The sequence below is a fragment of the Chryseobacterium tructae genome (assembly GCF_030409875.1).
Classification (GTDB): Bacteria; Bacteroidota; Bacteroidia; order Flavobacteriales; family Weeksellaceae; genus Chryseobacterium; species Chryseobacterium tructae.
Genome location: NZ_JAUFQR010000001.1, coordinates 2575077 through 2598688, shown reverse-complemented (window position 1 = coordinate 2598688; position 23612 = coordinate 2575077). Strand labels below are relative to the sequence as shown.

The following is a 23612-nucleotide window of genomic DNA, read 5'->3' as shown; positions in this document are numbered from 1 at the left end:
TAAGTGACAAGCTATTCACAGATAAAGTACACTTTAGTATTATGAAAATCTACGATTTTCATCTTATGTGAACTTTTATACCACAGCATTTTAAACTCTCTTAAGTGAACTAAAGTGTTTAAAATAATAACTTTTGTGCCTTTTGTGGTTTAAAAATGAAAAAACAACAATCACAAAAGTTTTTAAACACTTAAGTGATTTGAAGTGACAAGCTTTGCGTAAAGGAAGTACACTTTAGTTTTATGAAAATCTATGATTTTCATCTTATGTGAACTTTTATACTGCAGCATTTTAAACTTCTTAAGTGAAATAAAGTGTTTAAAATAATAACTTTTGTGCCTTTTGTGGTTAAAAATAAAAGTTTCAAACAGCTCCATTCATCCTCACCTAAAATAGAAGAACAATGAAAAACAAAAGACAGGGATATTTCCTGCCTAAAACAGGAGTTATAGTATTTACACTTTTATTCTGCAACTTGGCAGAAGCACAACAGCTTATAGAGCTCAGTGGAATCATCAGAAATACAGGAACCCAAAAAGGACTTGATGCTGTAAAAGTACAGATTGAAAATACAAAGGATACCACATCAACAGATCAACTCGGTAATTTTAAGATCAGAACAAGAGTTACCATTCCTTTCCGACTGATTATCAATAAAGATGGCTTTTCCAGCCAGACTGTAGAGATCCTTTCGCTTTCCAATAAACTTACCATTGGGCTTAACCCTCAGAATACCATTATTGATGATGTAGTTATTTCTGCCTCTCGTATTCCTGAAAAAATATTAAAATCTCCGATCGCGATTGAAAAGATTGATATCAAAACCATCCGCGAAAGTCCGGCTGCCTCTTTTTATGAAACCCTGGAAAACGTAAAAGGGTTACAGCTTTTAACATCCAGCCTTACCTTGAAAATCCCCAATTCCAGAGGATTCAATTCTCCTAATAACTTCAGATTTATGCAGTTGGTAGATGGTGTAGATGTGCAGTCTGCTACATTAGGAGTTCCATTAGGAAATGCTATTGGGCCTACAGAACTGGATATCCAATCTATGGAAGTCACTCCGGGAGCCGCTTCCGCATTGTATGGAATGAATGCTATCAATGGCCTTGCAAGTTTACAGACCAAAGATCCCTTTACCTCTGAAGGAGTAAGTGTGTATTTTCGGGGCGGAGTAAATCATGTGGATAATTTCAATCATAAGATCAGTTCTCTGGGGGAAAGTGCCATCAGATTTGCCAAAGTATTTCACAAAAACTTTGCCGTTAAAGTGAATGCTTCTTATTTTACAGGTGTAGACTGGATTTCAGATAATCAGACTGATCAAAACTCCAATTCCTTAATTACCGCCAACCCCAATTTTTCTTTAGCCAATAATCCAGCGGAAGACCTTTGGAACAAGTATGGCGATGAAAGAAACAATAGAGTAGCGGTAAAAGTAGATTATAATGGAAAACCCACCACATTCAATGTTTCCAGAACCGGATATCTGGAAAAAGACCTGGTAAGCCCGGAAGTAAAGAATATAAAATTCGATGCCGGATTATATTACCGTTTTGGAGATCAATGGAAAGCTTCTTATGTATATCGCTACGGATTACTGGACGGAACTTTTCAGAGAGGAAATAAAATCCGTTTGCAAAATGCTACTGTACAAAACCATAAAGTAGAACTTACCGGAAAAGAATTGACGTTCAGAGCTTATGTTTCTATAGAAAATACAGGAGATTCTTACAATCTGAAACCTTTGGCTGATAATCTTGACCTTTCGAATCTTTCCAACAATAACTGGAAAAGCATCTTCCAGACTAGCCTTCAAAATAACCTGAATGCAGGAACAAATCTCAATGACGCTCTTATTCTGGCCCGTAGTGAAGCTGACAAAAATAGAGTAGTCCCCGGAACCGCAGCTTTTGAACAGTTAAAAAATACCATCATCGGAATCAACAACTGGGACTCTGCCAATGCAGGAATTGCGGGAGCCCCTGCAACCGGAGGAGCAAAACTGGAACAAAAATCCAGGTTTTATCAGGGTGAACTCACTTATGATCTTAGCAGATTTGTAAAAGTTTTTAATCTTCTGGCCGGAATAGATTATCGTTTGTACAGCATTACTCCGGATGGGAACAACTTTGTAGACTTCAACAGACCTGTTAATGAAAGAAATATTCCTTTATCCAATGGAACTTTTGGCAAGGATGTGATTTATCAGAAATACGGAGCTTTTGCCCAGATTACTAAGCTCTTCTTTGATGAAAAGTTAAAAATCAATGCTGCTCTCCGCATCGACAAAAACCCTGAATTTGAAGCCAAACTGAATCCGAGAATAAGCGTTGTATATTCTCCCGTTAAACAACACAATTTCAGAGCGTCTTTTCAAAATGGATACCGATTTCCATCCTTATTTGAAGCCCTTTCCTTTGTGAATAACGGAAATGTAAGAAGGGTAGGCGGACTTTCAAAAGTGAATGATGGTTTAGGATATCTGGAAAACTCTTATACTCTTGCTTCCATCGACAGATTTACTTCTGCCGTGAATGCTGATGTAGATGGTGGAAAAAACCAAAGTCAGGCTGCTCAGGATAATAAACAACTGCTGGCCGTGGCCAATCTGCAGAAATTACAGCCTGAAAAGATCAATTCATTTGAAATAGGGTACAAATCTGTATTCTTTAATAATAAACTGGCTCTGGACTGGGATTTTTACTACAATATCTATGAAGGATTCCTTGGACAAGTGGAAGTCGCCGTTCCTAAAAACAGTCAGGTAGGAAGCAATGCAGCCGTTTTGGCGATGCTTGACAGAAGTAAACAAGACCGATACAGAGTATATACCAACAGCAACAGCACTTACAAAAGTTATGGCAGCTCATTGGGGATTCGATACAATGTGATTAAAAATTACAATGTCAATGCCAATGTATCTTACAACGATCTGGCTTCCAACAATACTTCAGACCTGTTTATTACAGCCTTTAACACTCCAAAATGGATGGTTAATGTAAGTATAGGAAACAGAGAGATTATCAAGAATATTGGATTTACACTGGTAGCAAGATGGCAGAATGGTTTTGATTGGGAAAGTCCTTTAGCATCAGGAAAAATTCCAGCTTACTATACCATTGATGCCCAGGCTAGTTGGAAGATTCCTGAAATTCACGCAAATGTAAAAATTGGAGCCACCAACTTACTGAACAGACGTTACTTCCAACATGCAGCAGGCCCTGAAATCGGAGGTTTATATTATCTCGCTTTTACGTATGACTTAAAACTGTAATGAAATGAGCAATTCCTTATATCCTGTATTTTTAAAACTTGAAACCTTATCCTTACTGATCATCGGTGGCGGAAAAATTGCGCTTGAAAAACTGGAATCCGTACTAGGCAATTCTCCAGAAACTCTTATAAGATTGGTGGCCAAGGAAATTAGCTCTGAAGTAAGAACTTTACAGCATAAATATCCCAATATAAAATTGTACGAAAGACCTTATAATAATGATGATTTTAATGATACCGATGTAGCCATTATTGCAGTAAATAATATTGAATTAGCAGCACAGATTCGTGAAGCAGCCCATCAAAAAAATGTATTGGTCAATATTGCAGACAAACCTGATCTGTGTGATTTTTATTTAGGTTCCATTGTTAAAAAAGGAAACCTTAAAATTGCGATTTCAACCAATGGAAAATCTCCGACTATTGCTAAAAGGCTCAGAGAGACATTCACAGAAACCATTCCTGATGAAATGGATCTTGTCTTAGATAATATGCAGAACATCCGCAATCAGTTGAAAGGATATTTAACCACAAAGTCACAGAACTCAATAAGATTACGACTCAATATCTGTCTGATGGAAAATTATCTCCTTCAAAACCTGATCTGGAAATTGAAAAGCTCATTAGTATTACTAAAATAGCTCAGAGAAAAGCCAATATTTATCTGGCGATCATAGGCGTTATGCTTCTTTTCGGAATCTTTGGTCTTGTGGTCTATCAGTTTGATCTTTCTGATGACATTCAGATCTTCCTCAGCAAAGATGGCCATATCTTTTACTGGATGCTGTTTGCCGGTTTTATGGCTGAAATTGTAGCAGGATCTATGGGAATGGGATATGGCGTTATCTGTACAACCATATTGCTTTTATTGAACGTTCCGCCTCCTGTTGTAAGCGCCAGTATTCACTCTGCAGAATCTTTCACAACTGCTGCAGGAGGATTCAGCCATTATAAATTGGGAAATGTCAATAAGAAAATGGTTTGGGTATTATTTCCATTGGCTATCGTGGGATCTATCATCGGAGCATTAACCTTATCTCATTACGGAGAACATTATGCCCATATCGTAAAACCGATTATTGCCTGCTATACCTTATATTTAGGATCCAACATCCTCAGAAATGCTTTTAAAGATAAAAATAAAGGTCGTGTGAAGGCTAAAAAAAGGACAAATCTCAGACTATTGGGATTTGTTGGAGGCTTTATTGATTCATTTGCCGGGGGCGGCTGGGGGCCATTAGTAACAGGAACTCTGATTAAAGAAGGAAGAATTCCGCGGTATGTGGTAGGAAGTTCAACCGTTGCCAAATTTTTATTAACGGTTACAAGTGCTGTCACTTTTATTTTCACTATTGGAATTCATCATTGGAATATTGTGTTGGGACTTCTGTTGGGTGGAGTTTTTACCGCTCCGTTTTCCGCAATGCTTACCTCCAGACTCCCTACAAAGAAAATGTTTGTGGTAGTAGGAATAGTCGTTATTCTGATGAGTTTGGTAACGATTGTCAAATCTTTTTTAAAGTAAGGAAGCCTGAAGCTGGAAGTTCTTAAAGCCTGAAAAACAATGACAGACTTTTATTTTGTTTATTTTTTTTAAATATTTATTTAACCCACTTTCAGAAGTCGTGAGTTGAATAATAACTTCCAGCCCACATCTTCAAACCATTCAACCTCCTCCTATAAATTCAGTAAAAGTACTGTATAAGCTCCATAAAAGTATAATTACCTTTGGCTTACATTAAAACTAAACTCATGAAAAAATTAAACAGAAAAACGTTAAAGAACATTGCCGGAGAGATTGGTATCGAGATTAATTTGCCTCTTCCTGTGGGAATCTGCATCGGAAATCTTATTGGTTTATGTCCACCCAATTCCCATTGCAGAGCGGATGAAAAATGTTATCCGGATATTGCTGGACCTTGTATCAATGGATTGTGTCCATCAGGGTATCAATGCCGTTCCGGTGAATGTGTAAGATAAAAATTATTTAAATAAAAAACCTTTGTCCAGCGTAGATAAAGGTTTTTTTGTTATTAAAAATGATTTTGTAAGCATCTATGTGCCTATGTGGTTTAATTTTTTCACCACATAGATTTCTATGTTAATAAGCAAGTATTATAAGTGTTTTTTATTGATAAAAATTCTTCTTTTGGAAAAAATGGCTGTTTTCGTTTGATTACGGCCATTATTCGATGTACTAATTTGTTTCTTATAGCATTAAGAACACTCATTTTATTTTTACCCTCTTCTACTTTTCTCAGAAAAATAGGTCTTTAATTCCTTGTCTGCTCGTATACTTGCCATGGCAGATAAATGAAGCAGCTTTTTTTCAGTTTTTTTGATTCGCCATTTTTCGATACACGTTCTTTTTTTTTACGATGGTTCCTGATTGATTTTTTTGAACGGAACAACTCCTGCATAACAAGCAAGGTGTTTAGCATTATCAAACGATTTGAAGTTATTGGTAATGATGATCAAATTAAGAGCACATTGAGTTCCGATTCCAGGAATGGAAATCAAAAAGTTCTTTGTTTTTTTCTTAATCTCATCTTGGATTTCCATAAGTTCTGAAAGCTGATTTTTCTATTGTTTTTTTATAGATGTGGTAAGAGTTTTCAGCGTTTTTGAAAAGGCTTGGGTCAATAGCTTAAACACATACACATCGTGACTTTTGGCTTCCCTTAATTGATTTTCCAAAGCCGTTTTTTGCAATAGTAAAGTATCACGGGATTTAGCCAGCACGTTCATTCGTTGTATAACTTCCTCTGATTCCTCATAAGGCATTATTTTATCGTGATAGCGAACAGCGTATTCTGCAATTCTTCTGGCATCTTTTCGATCATCTTTTCCTCTTAAATCACTGGCTGCTTTTTTGATTTTAACAGGATGTTCCACCCAAAGCAGATACTCTGATTTTGAACAAAACTTCTCTAATGGTCGGTTATAAATTCCAGTATTTTCGCAGCAAATCAAAAGGTCTTCTTTGGTTATTTTCAGAAGCTTTAAAATACCTTTCAAAAATGAAGATATTCCTTTCTCTGTGTTGGGAATGATCTGCTCACATTGGATCTTATACTCAGAATCCATTATAGCACAATCTAATTTTGATTTGGAAATATCAATGCCGATAACGTACTTTTGTCTCATAACTTTTTTGAGGTTATCATTCACATTGAGAATCGTGTCTAAGCCCTTGATAATAGGTCTCGAACCTAAATTTCTATAATGACCTTATTCTCAAAGAAACAGGGTTCATAATCTATGTATAGGCCTCGAATCCTTGGACACATAATGGTTCACCCTGTTTCTTGTGAATGCTTTTATTTTGTAAACTTAATTTCTTTTTACAAACTAAAGGGAACATAGCTTTTACATAAATAAATGGTAAAAATTAGATAATCGGATTTGTGTATTGACGTTTTAAGACTGTCTATTTTCTATCCTTAATTCCAATAACCCTCAAGGCATTAAAAGTCAAAAAGATATCATCAAAAACAGTAAGCGATTCCAAATCGTTGAAACCTACCGGAATCAGATCATTTTTATTGAATGATAATTCTATAGAAGTATCGTAAGAAGCCACAATCCTTACCTTTGAGTATCCGTTATAATCTACCCTGAAACCTTCAAACATACAGTTGCGCTCTGCTTTCTGATATTCGCCGTATTCCTCAAAACCAGCCATATCTGTGCGTTCATCATCGCTGTCGTTATGCTCCAATGATTTCCATGAAGTGTAATTTTTAGGCTCCTTCAATACATTCCCTGCAGGGTCTACAGGGACAAACATTCCCAATGTAAGGGATTGTTTTAAAAAATTGGCATAATTATTCATCAAACTCAAGGTTTGAAGATCGGCATATCCTTCGTGGGCATAATATTCAAGCACAAAGGTTGTCATCGGAATCAGCTTATGGGAAGCATCAGTCGGCATATTTAGTCTTTTCTTTTTCGGCCGATAAAAATAGTATTTTTATTAATGTCACCCAATGCAGAAGATAGAATCAAACGGTATTTATACCCATTCTGAATAACAATAAGGAAATACTACCATGCATTTTTCGTAACTTTGTCCCATAAGCAGGAATAATGATAGTGAATACTTCTTTGCAGGATATGGAGGCAGTCCTTGGTTTATACAAAATGGCTTCTGATTTTAAGAAAACCGTATCTGGCGTACAATGGCCGGAATTTGATCGAGATATGATTGAAAATGAAATCAATGAAACTCGTCATTTTAAAATTACAGTAGATGAACAGGTGGCTTGTGTCTGGAGTATTACCTTCGATGATCACCAGGTTTGGGCGGAAAAAAATGAAGATCCGGCTATTTATATACACCGAATTGCTACCAATCCTAACTTCCGTGGCCAAAAGTTTGTAGAACAAATCGTGGAATGGGCAAAACAATTTGCTTCCCAGCACAGCAAACGATATGTAAGAATGGATACCACTGCAGGAAATCAACGCTTAACAGATTACTACATAAAGTGTGGATTTACCTATTTAGGAGATAAGAAGATGACGGATACTGAAGGTCGCCCAGATCATTATCACAATGCGACCATGGGACTTTTCCAACTGGATGTATAAAAAATTGCTGTTATTTACAGACAGGCTGAACATCATTCAATAAAGTGACCAGCATTTTCCCAGGTTCTTCAAAAGGAATCATATGGGCTGAATTCTCAAACCATATTCCCTTTTTAAAAGGAGCTTTTACATTCTGAAGCCATTGTGCCGTAGGTTCTGATGGAGTAGTATAATCATGCCTTCCCATAAACATGAAGACCGGAATTGGAAATGTTTTAACATTCTTGAAATCTGCACCAAGAAACTCAGGAAGCACTTTGAAAGAGTAAATAAGCTTCCTTTTCCGATGGCTTCCGCATCATCATAGGAATATTCCGGAGATAATAGTGGAGCTTGAAAAAAGTACCTGGAATTATTTCTGTAAGCCGTAAGACCACCATAATATTGAGGCCATTTCCTTGCAATAATGATTCTTTGTCTGGTAATCGGAGTATTTCCCGGATAGGGCGCTATTGAGGCAAGTTCCTTTAAAGCATTATCATTTTTCAGTCGGGTAGCTTCTTTTACTGCAAAATCGACACTCAAACGTTCATTATCCCTGGTATTAATAATTTGTCCAATTCCAACGTAAGCATAGAACAGATCCGGTCTTTTCAGTGCCGCCTTCATTGAGATAATTGTTCCCCAGCTATGTCCTATGAGGAGAACCTTTTTCTTTTTATATTTTTCTTTAATCAATTCGGCAAGTGTTATGGCATCATCTACATATTGATTAATATTAATCGTATTCTTGAGACTTAGTGTATCATTAGCATTATATGTTTTTCCAGACGCTCTCTGATCGTAATTTACTACCGTAAAATATTCTTCAATAGGTCTCTGAAACATCCACATCACCGGAGCGATAGGAGAGGCCGGGCCACCATGTACAAATAAAATCACCGGATTTTCCTTATTTTGCCCACGAGCATATACCCATTGTTTAGTACCACCGATAACAACTTTATATCTCTCCTGAATTCCATTTGGATTTACTATAGAATCCAGATCTTTGATGATCTCTCTTGCTTCACGATATTCATCCCCGGGTTTTTGACCCTGTCCGAACATTATAATTGAAAATAATAAAGCAATAAATGATATAAATGAATGCCTCATAATTAAAGTCTATATAATTGATTATAAAGACTAAGTTAGAAAGATCATTTGAATAATTGGAAAGAAATTTAAATCGAACCTGAAGATAGAGAAAGAAATCCGCCAACCAATACATAAATGGTGATGGATACCTAATAATCTGTTAATCAATCTGAATTTTCAATTAATTTTAAAAAGCTTATATTTACAGTAACCAAACAAATCACATTAATATGTCAGTAACACCAGAAGGAGCCAGGAAGGCTCAGTTATCTTTATCTGAAAGAGCTCCTGTAGCTCATGCCGTTCTTTCAGGAGCAGAAAATATTTCAAAGTACAGCAATGGAGTTTGCCACGATGTGGTTGCATATGCTTTGTATATGAGAGGAGCCAGCATTAGTCCGGATCAATTGGCGGGATCTTCAGGTCAAAAATGGTTAGAAACCTTCAATTATTCTTCAGGAAAAAAATGGGATGGGTATTCTCCGATTCCCAAAGGAAAAGCCATTGGCTTTTACAGACCTATTGATAAAACATGGTTTCATTCAGCCATTACAACAGGAAACGGAAATGAGATCAGATCCGTTAATGGATTTTCATTAGGTTCTGCATGGTCTGTACCGGTAGATATGAAATGGGTTCTTGGAAAAATAAATTCCGACGGAACATTCAATTATGATGGAACTAAAATAGAAGTTTATATCTCTCCTTTATAGTAAATATTAAAAAAACAAAGCCTCTTTAAATAGTTTTAAGGAGGCTTTTTTATGCTCAATAAGTATGTTTTTTATGTCTTTATGACACTTTTATTTTATTGTCACGAATACACTAATTATTTTATTTGTGCACTCGTGCCCATTCTAAATATATAGAAAAATTTTCCCCTTTTGGGATCTTTATCAATATTCTGCTCTCATCAGACGGGTCGAGTTGGTATTGAGTTCAATCCCTCCATCTTTACCAACAAGTACAGTTCCCCCAACATTGACAAGATGATTTCCAAAAGCACAATTGGGCTCAAAGGCAAAACACATTCCTTCCTGCAGTACTAAATCTCTGCCGGGATTAGGCAACCGACCCACATTTCCGTATTGGGCAGCTTGTGGTAATATTTCTATCCCCGGAGCTGTTCCAAATCCAATCGGACCATAAGGGTTTAGACTATGTATCAAAGGATGCACATGCCATCCGCCAGCTTCTAAAAGTGGTTTTTCCATGACATCAACAACTTCTCCAAAAGTTTTTCCCGATTTTAAAATATCAACTCCCGCTTCATAACACGCACGGGCGACAAGCGCTGCACGTTCAAGATTTGGGTGTATATTTCCAACTGCCACCGCTGCTTGATGCTGAGTTTCGTACATACCATATAGCGCAAAGATCTCAGACAAAACAATATCTCCTTCTTTAATGATTCGGGGCAACTGTGACCGATATTGCCAGGCAGGCGGTCCCCATCCAATATATTCAGGTCCTGACCCCATTAATATTTCAGCCGTAAATCCTCCCCTTGAAATACAGGCTGAAGTAATAGCAGCAGCTACTTCAGCTTCACTTACTCCGGGTTTAACTGTGATCCGCATTGCTTCACTCATTGCTTCCCCAATATGGGCAGCATGTCTGATTAAAGCCAGCTCTTCATCGCTTTTTGGAGCAGTCAGTTTGAAAAAATCCATATAAACGGACTTTATTTCAGCATTGGGAAAGGCTTCCATGATACCTTTCCATGTACGATGGGGAAGCGCTCCATCAAAATAAAAAGGCGGATAAGGCTCCAAGCCGATTATTCCAATCTTAGGGGTATTTGAAAGTCCCTTTTCTTTAAGGATATTTCCAATATTGAACCCGGTTTTACCAACATAGATTTGTTCAGGCTTAATCCATTGCTGATCTCCACGAAGGGAAGCCTGCATATGATCTGCTACCATCATAGAAGCAAAAGTCACTACAATTGGCTTTTTATCTTTGTGAAATATCACAACAGACCCAAGTCTGTCATTGGTAAAATAATGATCCATACAAAACGGGGCAGGTGCCGCAGATTCTCTGTCTCCGTAAATAATAAGAGTGTCCAGTTCATTTTTTCTCATGATGATGCGTGCAATATCCCAACGGCGATCACGTTCTTTCAATGATAAAGGCAATGGTATTTCCATTTTTGTTTTCATAACTCAATCTTTATTAATTAGTAAAGCTGATGCAAAGTAAGCGGATCGGTGATCGAAAGGTATTATCTCGGAAGACGAATAAATGTGCAATACGTTTGTTTTATTGGAAAATAAATATCTTCTTTACATACATTTAATTTACGTTGTTGAAAGAATGAGAGATGTTGAAAATTACAGTATACCTTATGTATCTGAAAAAATAGGATTGCAGAATGTAGAAGGAATTGTGGTAAACAAAACAGAAGATTCAGTACGAAAGGGATTAACAAATTATCCGCATACTGTCAATGGCTTTATCTGCGCCATCTGTATAAAAGGAAAGGCAGAACTAAAAATAAATTTTCAGAAAAGACTATTAGAACCTTATACTCTCATGGTTGTACTTCCCGGTTCCATGATGGAACCAATAGAGGTATCTGAAGATCTGCATATAGACACGATTTTTTTCGATCCTGATTTTATTTCCAGAGATCTTCTTTCGAATAATTACCTATTTTTTCACGAAATAAAGCAAACACCCTGTATCAAATTAAATGATAAAAGTTTTGAGATCTTCAAACAACATCATACAAGTATTTCTACACATTATTATAGACAAGAAAGCAGGAGTAAGGCAGAGATACTTCAATTCCTGTTGTTAGCCCTTTTGGCAGAAATAAAAGATGAATATAATACGATGGGTGAACAGGATCAAAAGCATACAAGAGCAACAGAATTAACAGCTGTATTTTTTGATTTGTTACAACATCATCATAAAGAAGAAAGAACTGTTTCCTTCTATGCGCAGAAAATGCATCTAACCAGTAAATACCTGACTACAATAATACGTAAACAGACAGGAAAGTCTATCCTTGTTTGGATCAATGAAGCAGTTATTGCACAGGCCAAATCTTTATTGAAAACAACCAATCTGTCAGTAATGGAAATTACTGATGTACTAAATTTTGCCGAGTCATCTCTATTTTGTAGGTTTTTCAAAAGATACACCAGCATGACACCTTCTGCATACAGAGGAAATTAAAGTAGGGATGTGAACCTTATTTATGCCTTCATTGTACATTTTGGACACACCCCACTGATGATAAAGTTATATTCTTCAGCAATAAAATGCTCAGGTAAACTAATTTCCGGGATTGCATTCTCAATACACGTTACAGAATGACATTTTTTACAATTAAAATGAACATGATTATGAAAATGTTGCTCATGGCTACATTTCCCGCTGCACTTTGCAAAATTGACAACACCATCCACATTAACGATCCTGTGAATAGCGCCCTCATTTTCAAGCCTTTCTAAAACTCTATAAATGGTCACTCTATTACACAGATCACCTAGTTGTTTCTGAATATCAGAATGGCTTAAAGCCACATCAGAACCATTAATAAGGCTTAAAATTTCAGTTTTGGCGTGGGTATTTCTAACTTGTCTCATATTTTAATGCAACAAAGTTGCGTTATTTAAATTTTTATCTATACATTTGCAACAAAGTTACAATAACAAATTTAAATCCTAATCTTTTTATGAAGTCTAAAATTCTTGATGCAGTAGGAATCTCAGCCGCAGTGTTATGCCTGATTCATTGTATTGTCTTCCCTTTGTTGCTTATCATTCCCTTAGGAATTTCGCATAATCCCTATATCGATCTGACGTTTCTTATTATCGGAACCCTTGTTGTATACAGACAAACCAGGCAAGTGAGCAATAATTGGTTACAAATTCTATTCTGGATTTCGCTTGGATTCATTGCTGTTTCAATATTGATTGATTTACTATTTGAAATTCATCTGCCTTTAATCTATATAGGCGCAGCAGGATTAATTACGGCACATATTATCAACTTTAAGAACCATAAACACTAAAGAAGGCATGAAAAAGAAACTCCCTGTAACAGTACTTAGTGGTTTTCTAGGAGCTGGGAAAACGACTTTATTAAACCATATCCTTCATAATAAACAAGGTTTAAAAGTAGCAGTCATTGTCAATGATATGAGTGAAGTTAATATTGATGCACGACTGGTAGAAAATCAAAATACCCTTTCAAGAACGGAAGAAAAGCTGGTAGAAATGAGTAACGGATGCATTTGCTGTACTTTAAGAGAAGACCTCATGGTAGAAGTAGAACGCTTAGCTCATGAAAACCGCTTCGATTATCTTTTGATCGAAAGTACAGGCATCAGTGAGCCTATTCCTGTAGCACAGACCTTCACTTATATTGATGAAGAAAGTGGAATAGACCTTTCTCGCTTTAGCTATGTAGACACTATGGTAACAGTAGTAGATAGTTTTAATTTCATGAAAGATTTTGCTTCCCATGAACGATTGATGGATCGTCACCTGACTGATATCGATGGAGATTACCGTACCATTGTGAATCTTCTTACTGACCAAATAGAATTTGCCAATGTTATTATTTTAAATAAAACAGATTTGATTGATCAGGAAACGCTTGGATTTTTAAAATCTGCACTTAAAAAACTAAATCCTGGTGCCAGCATCTTGGAATCAGAATTTGGCAAAATTAATCCACAACAAATCTTAAACACAAAACTTTTTGATTTTGAACAAGCACAAATCTCAGCAGGATGGCAAAAAGAACTGCAATCCGGCCATCATACTCCAGAAACAGAAGAATACGGAATAGGTTCTTTGGTATTCAGGGATAAAAGACCATTTCATCCGGAAAGACTTTGGGAATATCTTAATCATTATCCTGAAGGTATATTAAGAGCCAAAGGACTTTTCTGGTTAGCTTCCAGACCTGGCGATGCTCTCAACTTTTCTCAGGCAGGAGGTTCATTTCGTTTAGAGAAAGCAGGAGTCTGGTGGAGTAGTATGCCTATGAGCCATAGGGTACAATATCCTTCTTTTATAGAAAATCAGGAATTTATCGAAAACAGATGGGATAAAAATTGGGGTGACAGAATCAATGAACTGGTTTTCATTGGACAATATCTTAATAAGGAAGAGATATTGCAAGGCCTTACGCATTGCTTAATTAACGATCATGAAAAAGAATTATTTGACCGAAAAGCAGATTTTGAAGACCCATTTCCTGAGCATATTTAAAATTAATCATTTGTTAATGCAACTTTGTTTCTTTAAACAAAAACATCCTATAATTTAGCGCTTTATTGATACAATATATGGATAGAAGAAAATTTCTAAAAGGTTCAGTTTTGCTTTCAGGGTTATTGTCCTTGTCACCATCTGAACTTTGGAGCTCTAAAAGAACTACCGAATCTTCCGGAATCGGAAAAGCCAAAAATATCATATTCATGATCAGTGATGGAATGAGCTTGGGAACCCTTTCAATGGCCGATCTTTATTCCAGGAATATATTGGGAAAAGACAGTCATTGGCTCAGTTTATATCACCACAAAAAAGTTTCACGGGCATTAATGGATACTGCTTCTGCAAGTTCAATTGTTACAGATTCTGCAGCGGCCAGTTCAGCTTTTGGAGGCGGGATAAGAGTGCAAAACGGAGTATTAAATAAGGGAGCGAATGGTGAAAACCATTTTCCAATATGGCAGCAATATAAAAAAGCCGGAAAAAAGACAGGATGTGTGACTACTGTTACCGTAACACATGCTACTCCTGCAGGATTTTGTGTTAATTCCTCAAAAAGAAATGCAGAGCCTCAAATTGCTGAAATGTATGCCGAATTAGAAATAGATGTTTTAATGGGAGGCGGAGATGAGTTTTTTAATCCATTAAAAAGAGAAGACCAAAAAGATCTCTATTCCACTTATAGAAAAAAGAATTATCAAGTTTTGAAAGATCGTGCAGATTTAAAAAACATTAAAAAAGGAGATAAGATATTAGGAATTTTCAATACAGGAGCTTTACCTTATAGTATTGACAGAACTCACCTTTCTGAATTTAGAAATACACCGACTTTAGCAGAAATGGCCACTGCGGCTATTAATCAAATGAAGGATCATACGGAGGGCTTTGTTCTTCAGGTAGAGGGCGGAAAAGTAGACTGGGCAGCCCATGCCAATGATATTGCAGCATTGATTCATGATCAACTGGCATTTGATGAAGCGGTAAAAGCAGTAATGGATTTTGCTGAAAAAGATGGAAATACCCTGGTAATTATCACAACAGATCATGGAAATGCCAATCCCGGAACAATTTATGGAAAAGACGCCACAAAAAACTTCAATAGCATCTCATCTTATCAATACACCAATGAGTATATCCTGAATAAAATTCATAAAGATCACTCCATTAAAGATATTAAAGACTGGATATATGAAGCCAATATGTTGGTTTTGAATGATGATGAAGCCAAACATTTGCAAAGTTTCTACAGTGGATTGGAAAAAGAAGAAGGACTTTACAATTATAAAAAACTGCCATTTAAACTGTATTCAGAAATTCAGAAAAGCCGGAATTCGGTAGGCTGGATCAGTATGGATCATTCAGGAGATTATGTAGAAGTGGCAGCCTATGGACCAGGGAGTCAGTATCTACAGCCCTACCTTAAAAATACAGATTTACATGATCTCATGCTGAGAGCATCTCCTGTATAAACAGAACGTATTTTAACATCATATTTTACATTTTAGCTGGTTTTAAAACAGGCTCTCCAATTCATTTTGAAGAGCCTGTTTGCTTTGTAATATGACGTAACCAATTCGTTTATTTTGAAGACTTTCTACGGCGTATAGAAACTTTGTTATCCAGTTCTTTAATGTCTTGTCTTAGTTCCCGGAACATTTCCTTGAAATTATAGCTTTCATAATCTCCAGGTTCAAAATCTTCAGGGAAAATTCCTGAAGCATACTGCCAGATTTCCACAATATCTTCAAAGGGAATATCATAGGGTTCATAGAAAGAATTATCTGCACTTACAGAAATTGCATTTCCTTTATTTTCCTTAAAACGTTTATAGGTAATCCCATCATTTTGAGTAATGAAAACATAAGTTTTTCCAGGTTTCAACTCATCAATTCCCTCTACATATTTTCCTACAATATAGGAGCCATTTCTGAATGGTGGCATCGAATCTCCATCTGCCGGAAATGCTCTGTATTTTCCATTATTTAAAAAGGGAAGGGCAATACGCTGAAGACTTTCAATATATCCCACATCACTATATCCTTCCAAATATCCCATGGAAGCTTTTTGTGGAATAATTTCTATGGTGTCATTTCCAAGATCATCTACAGCTACAGGAAGAACAATTCTGTTATCCGGAAGCTTTAGCATATCTTCTGTTGAATATTTCTGAAGATCCACTGATAGCAGCAAATCTATACTCACATGAAAATACTTGGCGATTTTTATAAGAAGCTCCATAGGAGGTTCCGAGATTCCATTTTCGTATTTAGAATATCTCACTCTGGAGATCGCAAGGTCATCAGCTACATTTTGTTGAGAAAGCTTTCTCTTGGCTCTTAGAGAGCGTATATTATTTGAAAAAATTGACATTGATAGAAGTATGTCCACAAAAATACAAATTTTGCTCCCCGCTATCAATAATCAGAGCAGTTTTTACCCTAAAATTTGGAGAATTTTATCATTCCTTAACTAAAGCTAACGAAACTAGCTTAAAAAGACGTTCTTTTTTCCGGCTTAAGCCTTCATTTTTGAGATCAAAAACCTCATTTTAACAAATATTAAATATTAACCATAAAAAAGTTCATTTCCATTGAAAATATTAACTCTAAAATTTAAAATTTGAAATATGTTTTTTAAAATTTAGTAAATCAATCAGATACAAATAAAAACGATATTTTTAATATTACCCATTTATATTAACGAAATATTAAATGATAAAATTGTTTAATTATTTTATTCAAAATAATATAAGTTTATTATTAATTATCATATATTTGCTATGTATTAATCATATAAAATTTTAATCATGAAAAATTTCAAAAAACTAGACAGAAACGAACTAAATCAATTTCAGGAGAAGGATTACTTGATCCAATCGGAGGTTTACTAGGAGGTCTAGGAGGCGTTGTTGGTGGCGTTCTTGGAGGAGTAGGTACTATCGTTGGAGGTGTTGTTACCGGTGTAGGATCTACAGTAGGTGGAGTTATCGGCGGTGTAGGTACCGTTGTAGGAAACGCTTTATGCCAAACACAGTGTGTAGTTAATGGTGTAATCCACATCAAATTATTAGAGTGTGGTTCTACTTGCTAATCAGCAACCCCATTAAAAGTTAAAAAAGTATTGCCGCTCTAACAATAGAGCGGCTTTTTTTATTTTACAAAGTCAAACCCTGATTATTCTTTACTTCAGCCATTACAAATGTACTGTGTGTACTTCCTATAGAATCTACAGAACCGAGCTTATTAAATACAAAATCCTGATAATGTTTCATATCCCGAACCTGAACTTTTAACAGAAAATCAAAATCACCGGAAATATTGTAGCATTCTGCCACTTCTTCAATTTCCAGAATTTCTTTTACAAAATCATAGCCTACAGAACGATCATGGATCTTTAATTTGATTTGGCAAAATACCGTAAATCCACGGTTAAGCTTTTCTGCATCTAAAATAGCAGCATACCTTTTCACGAAACCTTCCTGCTCCAGTCTTTTTACTCTTTCAAAAACGGGGGAAGGAGAGAGGTTAATTTCTTTAGCAAGCTCTTTAACTGTCAGTTTTGCATTGTTCTGAAGCAATTTCAGCAGTTTTATATCCTTATCATCGAGATGTTCCACAGAATATTATTCTTTTAAGTTTAAAAATCATTCGAATTTACAGAATTATATTCTAAAAAAACAAAATTAAAAAGATTATTCAACCGAATAAAAACCTTTCTATTGTTAATATATTCTGGATTAGTAATTTTACACAAAATTAAAATCTTTTATCAAAGTTAATTTTGTTAAAAGATCAGTTCTTTACAATCTTCATCAAACAGGAAAGGTTTTACTTAAGGTAGATTAATAGGGAATCGTGTGAGAATCACGAGCTGTCGCGCAACTGTAAGTAAATGAGCCTTGTAGTAGGTGCGATTCCTACTCGTTATCATGAAGTAGCTCTTAAAAAGAACAATTCTGAACTGGATCTTTACTTTGCTATGGCAAGAGGTTATCAGAAAGACGGATTGGATATCACCGCCATGGAAATGACCAAATGGTTTGATACCAATTATCATTATATTGTTCCTGAGTTTTATAAAAATCAACAATTCAAGCTTACTTCAGATAAAATTTTCAATGAATTTGCAGGAGCAAAGCAAGCAGGAATTAATGCAAAACCTGTGATTATCGGTTTGGTTTCTTATTTACTTTTAGGAAAGGAAAAAGAAGAAGGATTTGATAAACTGGATCTTGCTCACAATCTTCTTCCGGTCTATATTGAGATTGTATCAAAATTACAAAGTCAGGGTGCTGAATGGATTCAGTTTGATGAACCTTTCTTAGCTTTAGATATCACTGAAAAAGCAAAAGAAGTGTATACTTTTGCTTATGCCGAACTTAGAAGACTATTTCCAAAGCTGAAATTCATTGTAACCACTTATTTTGAAGGGTTAAAAAACAATATACCCCTTGCTGCATCACTTCCTGTAAATGTTCTGCATATTGATCTGGTAAGAAACCCTGAACAGCTTGAAGATGTCCTTCATTCTACTCCAGAAAGCTTAAGCTTATCTCTTGGAGTGGTAGATGGAAGAAATATCTGGAAAAATGATTATGAAAGATCTTTATCCATCATCCAAAAAGCAATTGAAAAATTAGGTTCTGAAAGAGTTTTCATTGCTCCGTCGTGTTCTTTACTGCACTCACCATGCGATTTAGACTTTGAAACCGACCTTACTGCTGAAATCAAAAACTGGCTGGCTTTTGCCAAACAAAAGGTAAAAGAAGTAGTAACGCTTAAAGAATTAGTTTCAGGAGCTTCAGATCAAAATATTCTTCAGGATTTTGAGGAGAATAAACAATCGGTTTCAGACAGAAAAACATCTTCACTCATTCATAATGAAAGTGTAAAACAAAGAGCAAATTCTGTAACAGAGGCAGATTCACAAAGAAAAAATCTATTCAATATCCGTAAGGAAGCGCAACAAAAGGCACTACAACTTCCATTATTTCCTACAACAACCATTGGATCATTTCCACAGACTGCTGAAGTGAGAAGCTGGAGAGCTAAATTTAAAAAAGGAGAGCTTACTGCAGAGCAATATGATACTTTATTAAAAGAAGAGACCCAGAGAACCATTCGTTGGCAGGAAGACATTGGAATTGATGTTCTTGTTCATGGAGAATATGAGCGTAACGATATGGTGGAGTATTTCGGAGAGCAATTGAAAGGATTTACCTTCACTAAAAACGGCTGGGTTCAAAGCTACGGAAGTCGTTGTGTAAAACCACCAATCATTTTTGGAGATGTCTCCAGACCTGAACCGATGACAGTATACTGGTCTCAATATGCTCAGTCTCAAACCAATCAATGGGTAAAGGGATGTTAACAGGGCCTGTTACCATCTTGCAATGGTCATTTGTACGTGATGATCAGCCTCGTTCCGAAACCTGTAAGCAAATTGCCTTGGCCATTCGCGATGAAGTTCAGGATCTGGAGAAGGCGGGAATCAGAATTATCCAGATTGACGAACCAGCTATTCGTGAAGGTCTTCCATTGCGAAAAACAGATTGGCAGAATTATCTGAAATGGGCTGTGCAAGCGTTTAAGATCTCAGCAAGTGGAGTAGAAGATACGACTCAAATCCATACACATATGTGTTATTCTGAATTTAATGACATCATTAAGAATATTGCGGATATGGATGCTGATGTGATTACTATTGAATGTTCAAGGTCTCAGATGGAACTTTTACATGCTTTTGCAGACTTCAAATATCCTAATGAGATTGGTCCAGGTGTCTATGATATTCATTCACCGCGAGTTCCATCTAAGGAAGAAATGGTTGAACTCCTGAAAAAAGCTCAGGATGTAATTCCTTCCAGTCAGCTTTGGGTCAATCCGGACTGTGGCTTAAAAACCAGACATTGGGAAGAAACGGAAAAAGCATTAATTGCTATGGTTGCTGCTGCTAAAGAAGCTTCTGTAGAATATGCATCTTAACTATTTCCAGTCTCTTAGAAATCGAAAAGCATCCAATTCGGATGCTTTTTGCTATTATTTCTCTGAGTTACCGTATAAATTTTTTAACGCAAAGTTTTATATAAAGTGTACATTATTTTTAAGTAAGCTAAGAGAAGGAATCGATTGTAAATCGATTCTGATTAAGCGAATTTCATCGAATCAACCTCGTTGATTCCGTTCTTTGCTTCTAAAAAAGCATTCTGTTCGTAACTTTTAGTTCTGATCCGCCTTAAGAAGCTTTAATCTTATAAACCCATATGCAAATAGGGTATTCTTTACCTTGCCCATCTAATGCTGATCTTTCCAGAATACGGAATCCGATGTACTGATAAAAGCCAACGGCCTGTTCATTCTGTTCATTGACGTCCACTTTGGTCACTTTTAAATGATCAATTCCATACTGAATCAGCTTTTTACCAATTCCTTTCCCGCGATGATCGTTATGAATGAACAGCATTTCAAGATTTCCTTCAGCTACTCCCATAAACCCGATTAAAGCACCATTTTCTTCAAAACCCAACAAGGTAACGTGTTCAAAATATCCAGGAATCTCTTTTTTATAGTAGTTAAAATCTTCTTCTTTCAAAAAGTCGTGGGTGCTGAGTACGGAACTTTCCCATATTCTCATAAGCTGGGGATAATCTGCCTTGTTTATTTCTCTAATCATTATCATAAATTTTGAGTAACAAAAGTCGTACTTTATAAGCACCCAACACTGAACCTGGGTTAAAAAATCCGTTTCCTTATCCTGCTTAATGCCTGTGGAGTAATTCCTAAATACGAAGCAATATCTTTTAAGGGAATATCATTGAAGGCATTACCAAATTCTGCCATCATTTGTAAATAATACTGTTCAGGAGAATATTTAATCAGATTGATATTTCGGGTTAAAAGTTTATCCAACAATCTGGCTGTCAAACCTTCAAAGACAGCTTTTAATCCAGGAATTGCATGGTATAACTTAGCTGCATGATCCTGATCTATTTTATAAATCTCACAGTTTGTAAGAGCTTGAACATTGAACGTTGATTTTTCCCGCAAGGTAAAAGAAATATTAGATAAAGAAAATGTACCTTCCTTACAAAACCAGAATGTTTGTTCTTCACCATTATGGTTTAAAGTCCAGCAACGTGCTATTCCATTGAAAATAAAATAGCTGTATTTTTCTAATTCTCCTTCTTTGATAAGGAATGTATTCTTTTTAATCAAAATACGTTCAAAATACTGATCAAATCGTTCAGAATCAACTGAATTGAACGTATTGACATCGACATTGAACTCTTTGAGTAGTTTTTCTAAAAGCATTCTTTAAAAATAATAAAAAGCTTTTATATGGATATTAAAATAAGACGCTTATATTCCTCCCATTACATATATATTTTCCATAGTAGGAACGATACTTCCGCCTTCTTTTTCAAGAGTGATAGCAAAAGCCTGCGCTTTTGAAATGGTAGCTAATGCAATCTGGCTATCTTTATCTTCAGAATACATTCCTGCATTTACAGGTTTTCCGTCTTCAATAGCCCAAAGCTGATACTGCATACCTGTAGGTGCTTTGGGAAGATTCTCAGCATTCAGATAAACTTCTTTTGTCTTTTTATCCCAAAAAACCATGGCCTTGGCCTCTTGATGTTTTTCTACCCCTTTTAACATGACCATTTGCATATCTGGGTTAGAGAACATATTCAGCTTCTGATCCATCTTTTTCATAGCAGCATCCTGAGATTGTTTTTCTGCTGTCAGTTTTGTCATTTCCTGTTTCGTTGCAGACTGGCTATTCATCCAAAATAAATTTCCAGCTATACTTACAAGGAATAAAACGGAAGCGGCCATCGTGTACGCTTTCCAATTAATATTCCCTGGCGCTTCTCTTTTAATTTTAATTTCTTCCTCATCTTTTGAAACGGAAGTACTTACAGGAATAGAAATGCTTTCCTCTGCTACAGTTTGTTTCTCCTGAATGGTGTTCCAAATTTTAGATTTCAGATCACTTGGAGGAGCTACAGCTTGAGCAGTAGCCAAAGTTTCCAAAGTTTCTTGTGCTTCTTCAAAAGCAGCTTTCACTTCGGCATTATTTTTCATCACACACTCCAAAATACCCGCTTCCTCAGGAGAAGCATGGCCTAGAATATAAGATTCTATAATTCCGGATGATATGTATTCTTTAGTGTTCAATTTATTGATAATCTTTTAACAAATCCTTTAATTTCATCAATGCATTCCGCATTTTCGTTTTTACAGTTCCCAGCGGTATCTTCAGTTTCTCGGATATTTCATGCTGGGTATATCCCTGATAGTAAGCAAGATTAATAAGTTCCTGCTTGTCAACTTCAAGCCCCTCAAGCACATTATTAAATCCAATATAATCGGATGAGTTATTCTGTGTTGAAAGCTCTGCAGTGTTATATACGAAATCGGGAAGTGATTGGTTTTTAAGTTCGTTCTGAAATCCTTTAGATTTCAAATAATCAATTGCTGTATTACGAGCAATATTGATCATCCAGGTATAAAACCTTCCTTTAGAAGCATCATATTGATGAATGGAATTCCAAATTTTAACAAAAACATCCTGGAGGATCTCTTCTGTATATTCTTTAGACTGAACAATACGAAGAACAACCCCATACAACGCACCAGAGTAGTGGTCATATAGATAATGAAAACCATTTTCGTTTTTTTCTTTTAGTAAAACGATAAGTTCCTCTTCTGAACAGGTTGTTTTAATAGCTTTTATTTTTCTATCCAAATGTAATAAAATAAATCATATCCCCAACAAAATCCGAATATTCTTTTATTACGTATATGATATTAAGATAAAAATTAAAAAAAAGCAATTATGAAAAATATAATATCAAAACTAGTATTAATATGCTGTATGACAGCTGGAGCTGGAGAATATAAAGCACAAACAGATCATTTTAAAACTAAAAATCCCTATTACTCGAATACTGCTGAAACCCCGCTGAGAGTAAGTAATTCGGAATGGAAAAAGATCTTAAAACCGGAACTCTATCAGGTAGCAAGGGAAGGCGCCACAGAAACTGCATTTACAGGCAAGTATTATGAGCTTGATGAAAAAGGAACTTATTATTGTGCCGTTTGTGGAAACGCTCTATTTCTTTCTACTTCCAAATTTGCAACAACTTGTGGCTGGCCTTCTTTTTACCAACCCATCCGTAAAAACAGCGTTAGCTACAGAAAAGATACTTCTTACAATATGATCCGAACAGAAGTTCTATGTGGCAGATGTGGTTCTCATCTGGGACATATTTTCGAAGATGGCCCAAAACCGACTGGAAATCGATTCTGTATGAATTCCATCTGTCTAGACTTTGTTCCAATAAAAAAAATAAATAACTGATTTTCAGCAAATTAAATAAAATTTCATTTTTTTTCAATCCAAAATAAAACCAAGCTCGTA

24 protein-coding genes, 1 pseudogene and 1 riboswitch are annotated in these 23612 nt (G+C 35.9%); of the genes and pseudogenes, 12 read left to right on the top strand and 13 right to left on the bottom strand.

The genetic code is table 11. The annotated features are described in order from the left end of the window. Positions 1–403 precede the first annotated feature (403 nt). The 4 genes from QWZ06_RS12860 to QWZ06_RS12845 all read left to right on the top strand — a co-directional run bounded on the left by QWZ06_RS12860 (position 404) and on the right by QWZ06_RS12845 (position 5256). Positions 404–3277 (top strand): TonB-dependent receptor, encoded by a 2874-nt coding sequence (locus tag QWZ06_RS12860; protein ID WP_290298541.1) that lies wholly within the window; start codon positions 404–406, stop codon positions 3275–3277. A gap of 4 nt (positions 3278–3281) precedes the next feature. Then, the gene (locus QWZ06_RS12855; protein ID WP_290298540.1) at positions 3282–3917 is read left to right on the top strand and encodes a precorrin-2 dehydrogenase/sirohydrochlorin ferrochelatase family protein; all 636 of its coding nucleotides are present in this window, start codon (positions 3282–3284) and stop codon (positions 3915–3917) included. A 41-nt stretch (positions 3918–3958) separates the two neighbouring features. Continuing rightward, positions 3959–4801, top strand: coding sequence for a sulfite exporter TauE/SafE family protein (locus QWZ06_RS12850; protein ID WP_290298539.1), 843 nt, complete (start codon positions 3959–3961; stop codon positions 4799–4801). Between the two features lie 227 nt (positions 4802–5028). Continuing rightward, positions 5029–5256 (top strand): hypothetical protein, encoded by a 228-nt coding sequence (locus QWZ06_RS12845; protein WP_290298538.1) that lies wholly within the window; start codon positions 5029–5031, stop codon positions 5254–5256. A gap of 393 nt (positions 5257–5649) precedes the next feature. Here the strand turns inward: QWZ06_RS12845 and QWZ06_RS12840 are convergent, their stop codons facing one another. The 3 genes from QWZ06_RS12840 to QWZ06_RS12830 all read right to left on the bottom strand — a co-directional run bounded on the left by QWZ06_RS12840 (position 5650) and on the right by QWZ06_RS12830 (position 7210). Then, positions 5650–5838 (bottom strand): transposase, encoded by a 189-nt coding sequence (locus QWZ06_RS12840; protein WP_290298536.1) that lies wholly within the window; start codon positions 5836–5838, stop codon positions 5650–5652. A gap of 21 nt (positions 5839–5859) precedes the next feature. After that, entirely contained in the window at positions 5860–6423 is a 564-nt protein-coding gene (locus QWZ06_RS12835; protein ID WP_290298534.1) for an IS110 family transposase, read from the bottom strand. 283 nt (positions 6424–6706) lie between these two features. Further along, positions 6707–7210 carry a hypothetical protein gene (locus QWZ06_RS12830; RefSeq protein ID WP_290298532.1) on the bottom strand — a complete coding sequence of 168 codons (504 nt, stop codon included), beginning with the start codon at positions 7208–7210 and terminating at the stop codon, positions 6707–6709. A 155-nt stretch (positions 7211–7365) separates the two neighbouring features. On the opposite strand from QWZ06_RS12830, the gene QWZ06_RS12825 reads away from it, so the two are divergent. Beyond that, positions 7366–7869 carry a GNAT family N-acetyltransferase gene (locus tag QWZ06_RS12825; protein ID WP_290298530.1) on the top strand — a complete coding sequence of 168 codons (504 nt, stop codon included), beginning with the start codon at positions 7366–7368 and terminating at the stop codon, positions 7867–7869. 126 nt (positions 7870–7995) lie between these two features. Here QWZ06_RS12825 and QWZ06_RS12820 read toward each other — a convergent pair whose 3' ends face one another. After that, positions 7996–8967 (bottom strand): alpha/beta fold hydrolase, encoded by a 972-nt coding sequence (locus QWZ06_RS12820; protein WP_290298528.1) that lies wholly within the window; start codon positions 8965–8967, stop codon positions 7996–7998. 212 nt (positions 8968–9179) lie between these two features. Here QWZ06_RS12820 and QWZ06_RS12815 point away from each other — a divergent pair, with 212 nt between their 5' ends. After that, complete coding sequence (locus QWZ06_RS12815; protein ID WP_290298526.1) at positions 9180–9662, top strand: hypothetical protein; 483 nt, start codon at positions 9180–9182, stop codon at positions 9660–9662. Positions 9663–9845: 183 nt separating this feature from the next. Here the strand turns inward: QWZ06_RS12815 and QWZ06_RS12810 are convergent, their stop codons facing one another. After that, complete coding sequence (locus QWZ06_RS12810) at positions 9846–11114, bottom strand: M24 family metallopeptidase (RefSeq protein WP_290298524.1); 1269 nt, start codon at positions 11112–11114, stop codon at positions 9846–9848. Positions 11115–11268: 154 nt separating this feature from the next. Between QWZ06_RS12810 and QWZ06_RS12805 the strand changes: the two genes are divergently transcribed. Next, positions 11269–12135, top strand: a complete 867-nt coding sequence (locus QWZ06_RS12805; RefSeq protein ID WP_290298523.1) for a helix-turn-helix domain-containing protein — start codon at positions 11269–11271, stop codon at positions 12133–12135. A 20-nt stretch (positions 12136–12155) separates the two neighbouring features. Here QWZ06_RS12805 and QWZ06_RS12800 read toward each other — a convergent pair whose 3' ends face one another. Then, positions 12156–12548 carry a Fur family transcriptional regulator gene (locus QWZ06_RS12800; protein ID WP_290298522.1) on the bottom strand — a complete coding sequence of 131 codons (393 nt, stop codon included), beginning with the start codon at positions 12546–12548 and terminating at the stop codon, positions 12156–12158. A gap of 89 nt (positions 12549–12637) precedes the next feature. On the opposite strand from QWZ06_RS12800, the gene QWZ06_RS12795 reads away from it, so the two are divergent. The 3 genes from QWZ06_RS12795 (at position 12638) to QWZ06_RS12785 (ending at position 15655) form a co-directional block, all read left to right on the top strand. After that, positions 12638–12976, top strand: a complete 339-nt coding sequence (locus tag QWZ06_RS12795) for a MerC domain-containing protein (protein ID WP_290298521.1) — start codon at positions 12638–12640, stop codon at positions 12974–12976. A gap of 7 nt (positions 12977–12983) precedes the next feature. Next, positions 12984–14183 carry a GTP-binding protein gene (locus QWZ06_RS12790; RefSeq protein ID WP_290298519.1) on the top strand — a complete coding sequence of 400 codons (1200 nt, stop codon included), beginning with the start codon at positions 12984–12986 and terminating at the stop codon, positions 14181–14183. 77 nt (positions 14184–14260) lie between these two features. Further along, positions 14261–15655, top strand: coding sequence for an alkaline phosphatase (locus tag QWZ06_RS12785; RefSeq protein ID WP_290298518.1), 1395 nt, complete (start codon positions 14261–14263; stop codon positions 15653–15655). Positions 15656–15764: 109 nt separating this feature from the next. Here the strand turns inward: QWZ06_RS12785 and QWZ06_RS12780 are convergent, their stop codons facing one another. The 3 genes from QWZ06_RS12780 to QWZ06_RS12770 form a co-directional block, all read right to left on the bottom strand. Continuing rightward, on the bottom strand, positions 15765–16556 hold the full coding sequence (locus QWZ06_RS12780; protein ID WP_290298517.1) for an XRE family transcriptional regulator: 792 nt from the start codon (positions 16554–16556) through the stop codon (positions 15765–15767). Positions 16557–17002: 446 nt separating this feature from the next. Next, positions 17003–17245, bottom strand: coding sequence for a hypothetical protein (locus tag QWZ06_RS12775; RefSeq protein WP_290298515.1), 243 nt, complete (start codon positions 17243–17245; stop codon positions 17003–17005). 95 nt (positions 17246–17340) lie between these two features. Continuing rightward, on the bottom strand, positions 17341–17802 hold the full coding sequence (locus QWZ06_RS12770) for an Lrp/AsnC family transcriptional regulator (RefSeq protein WP_290298513.1): 462 nt from the start codon (positions 17800–17802) through the stop codon (positions 17341–17343). A 189-nt stretch (positions 17803–17991) separates the two neighbouring features. Continuing rightward, a riboswitch (cobalamin riboswitch) is annotated at positions 17992–18124 on the top strand. On the opposite strand from QWZ06_RS12770, the pseudogene metE reads away from it, so the two are divergent. Beyond that, positions 18099–20170 (top strand): annotated as a pseudogene (gene metE, locus QWZ06_RS12765) (5-methyltetrahydropteroyltriglutamate--homocysteine S-methyltransferase). Its footprint overlaps the riboswitch before it by 26 nt. Positions 20171–20420: 250 nt before the next feature. Here metE and QWZ06_RS12760 read toward each other — a convergent pair. From QWZ06_RS12760 to QWZ06_RS12745, 4 genes are read right to left on the bottom strand one after another with little or no spacing between them, the layout of a single operon-like run. Beyond that, entirely contained in the window at positions 20421–20858 is a 438-nt protein-coding gene (locus tag QWZ06_RS12760; RefSeq protein ID WP_290298512.1) for a GNAT family N-acetyltransferase, read from the bottom strand. A gap of 59 nt (positions 20859–20917) precedes the next feature. Next, complete coding sequence (locus QWZ06_RS12755) at positions 20918–21496, bottom strand: Crp/Fnr family transcriptional regulator (protein ID WP_290298510.1); 579 nt, start codon at positions 21494–21496, stop codon at positions 20918–20920. A gap of 48 nt (positions 21497–21544) precedes the next feature. After that, positions 21545–22366 carry an anti-sigma factor gene (locus tag QWZ06_RS12750; RefSeq protein ID WP_290298508.1) on the bottom strand — a complete coding sequence of 274 codons (822 nt, stop codon included), beginning with the start codon at positions 22364–22366 and terminating at the stop codon, positions 21545–21547. A gap of 1 nt (position 22367) precedes the next feature. After that, entirely contained in the window at positions 22368–22937 is a 570-nt protein-coding gene (locus tag QWZ06_RS12745; protein ID WP_290298506.1) for an RNA polymerase sigma factor, read from the bottom strand. 129 nt (positions 22938–23066) lie between these two features. On the opposite strand from QWZ06_RS12745, the gene msrB reads away from it, so the two are divergent. Next, a complete protein-coding gene (gene msrB / locus QWZ06_RS12740) occupies positions 23067–23552 on the top strand; it encodes a peptide-methionine (R)-S-oxide reductase MsrB (RefSeq protein WP_290301352.1) in 486 nt (161 codons plus the stop codon). The last annotated feature ends 60 nt before the right edge of the window (positions 23553–23612 follow it).

Coding starts and splice junctions, on each gene's coding strand:
- QWZ06_RS12820 (WP_290298528.1), bottom strand. CDS start 8,967: ATGAGGCATTCATTTATATCATTTATTGCTTTATTATTTTCAATTATA.
- QWZ06_RS12830 (WP_290298532.1), bottom strand. CDS start 7,210: ATGCCGACTGATGCTTCCCATAAGCTGATTCCGATGACAACCTTTGTG.
- QWZ06_RS12855 (WP_290298540.1), top strand. CDS start 3,282: ATGAGCAATTCCTTATATCCTGTATTTTTAAAACTTGAAACCTTATCC.
- QWZ06_RS12840 (WP_290298536.1), bottom strand. CDS start 5,838: ATGGAAATCCAAGATGAGATTAAGAAAAAAACAAAGAACTTTTTGATT.
- QWZ06_RS12785 (WP_290298518.1), top strand. CDS start 14,261: ATGGATAGAAGAAAATTTCTAAAAGGTTCAGTTTTGCTTTCAGGGTTA.
- QWZ06_RS12810 (WP_290298524.1), bottom strand. CDS start 11,114: ATGAAAACAAAAATGGAAATACCATTGCCTTTATCATTGAAAGAACGT.
- QWZ06_RS12825 (WP_290298530.1), top strand. CDS start 7,366: ATGATAGTGAATACTTCTTTGCAGGATATGGAGGCAGTCCTTGGTTTA.
- QWZ06_RS12815 (WP_290298526.1), top strand. CDS start 9,180: ATGTCAGTAACACCAGAAGGAGCCAGGAAGGCTCAGTTATCTTTATCT.
- QWZ06_RS12780 (WP_290298517.1), bottom strand. CDS start 16,556: ATGTCAATTTTTTCAAATAATATACGCTCTCTAAGAGCCAAGAGAAAG.
- QWZ06_RS12790 (WP_290298519.1), top strand. CDS start 12,984: ATGAAAAAGAAACTCCCTGTAACAGTACTTAGTGGTTTTCTAGGAGCT.
- QWZ06_RS12850 (WP_290298539.1), top strand. CDS start 3,959: ATGCTTCTTTTCGGAATCTTTGGTCTTGTGGTCTATCAGTTTGATCTT.
- QWZ06_RS12805 (WP_290298523.1), top strand. CDS start 11,269: ATGAGAGATGTTGAAAATTACAGTATACCTTATGTATCTGAAAAAATA.
- QWZ06_RS12795 (WP_290298521.1), top strand. CDS start 12,638: ATGAAGTCTAAAATTCTTGATGCAGTAGGAATCTCAGCCGCAGTGTTA.
- QWZ06_RS12800 (WP_290298522.1), bottom strand. CDS start 12,548: ATGAGACAAGTTAGAAATACCCACGCCAAAACTGAAATTTTAAGCCTT.
- msrB (WP_290301352.1), top strand. CDS start 23,067: ATGACAGCTGGAGCTGGAGAATATAAAGCACAAACAGATCATTTTAAA.
- QWZ06_RS12845 (WP_290298538.1), top strand. CDS start 5,029: ATGAAAAAATTAAACAGAAAAACGTTAAAGAACATTGCCGGAGAGATT.
- QWZ06_RS12860 (WP_290298541.1), top strand. CDS start 404: ATGAAAAACAAAAGACAGGGATATTTCCTGCCTAAAACAGGAGTTATA.
- QWZ06_RS12835 (WP_290298534.1), bottom strand. CDS start 6,423: ATGAGACAAAAGTACGTTATCGGCATTGATATTTCCAAATCAAAATTA.
- QWZ06_RS12760 (WP_290298512.1), bottom strand. CDS start 20,858: ATGATTAGAGAAATAAACAAGGCAGATTATCCCCAGCTTATGAGAATA.
- QWZ06_RS12755 (WP_290298510.1), bottom strand. CDS start 21,496: ATGCTTTTAGAAAAACTACTCAAAGAGTTCAATGTCGATGTCAATACG.
- QWZ06_RS12775 (WP_290298515.1), bottom strand. CDS start 17,245: ATGTGGATTACACCATTAACTACACACTGTGTTTGGCATAAAGCGTTT.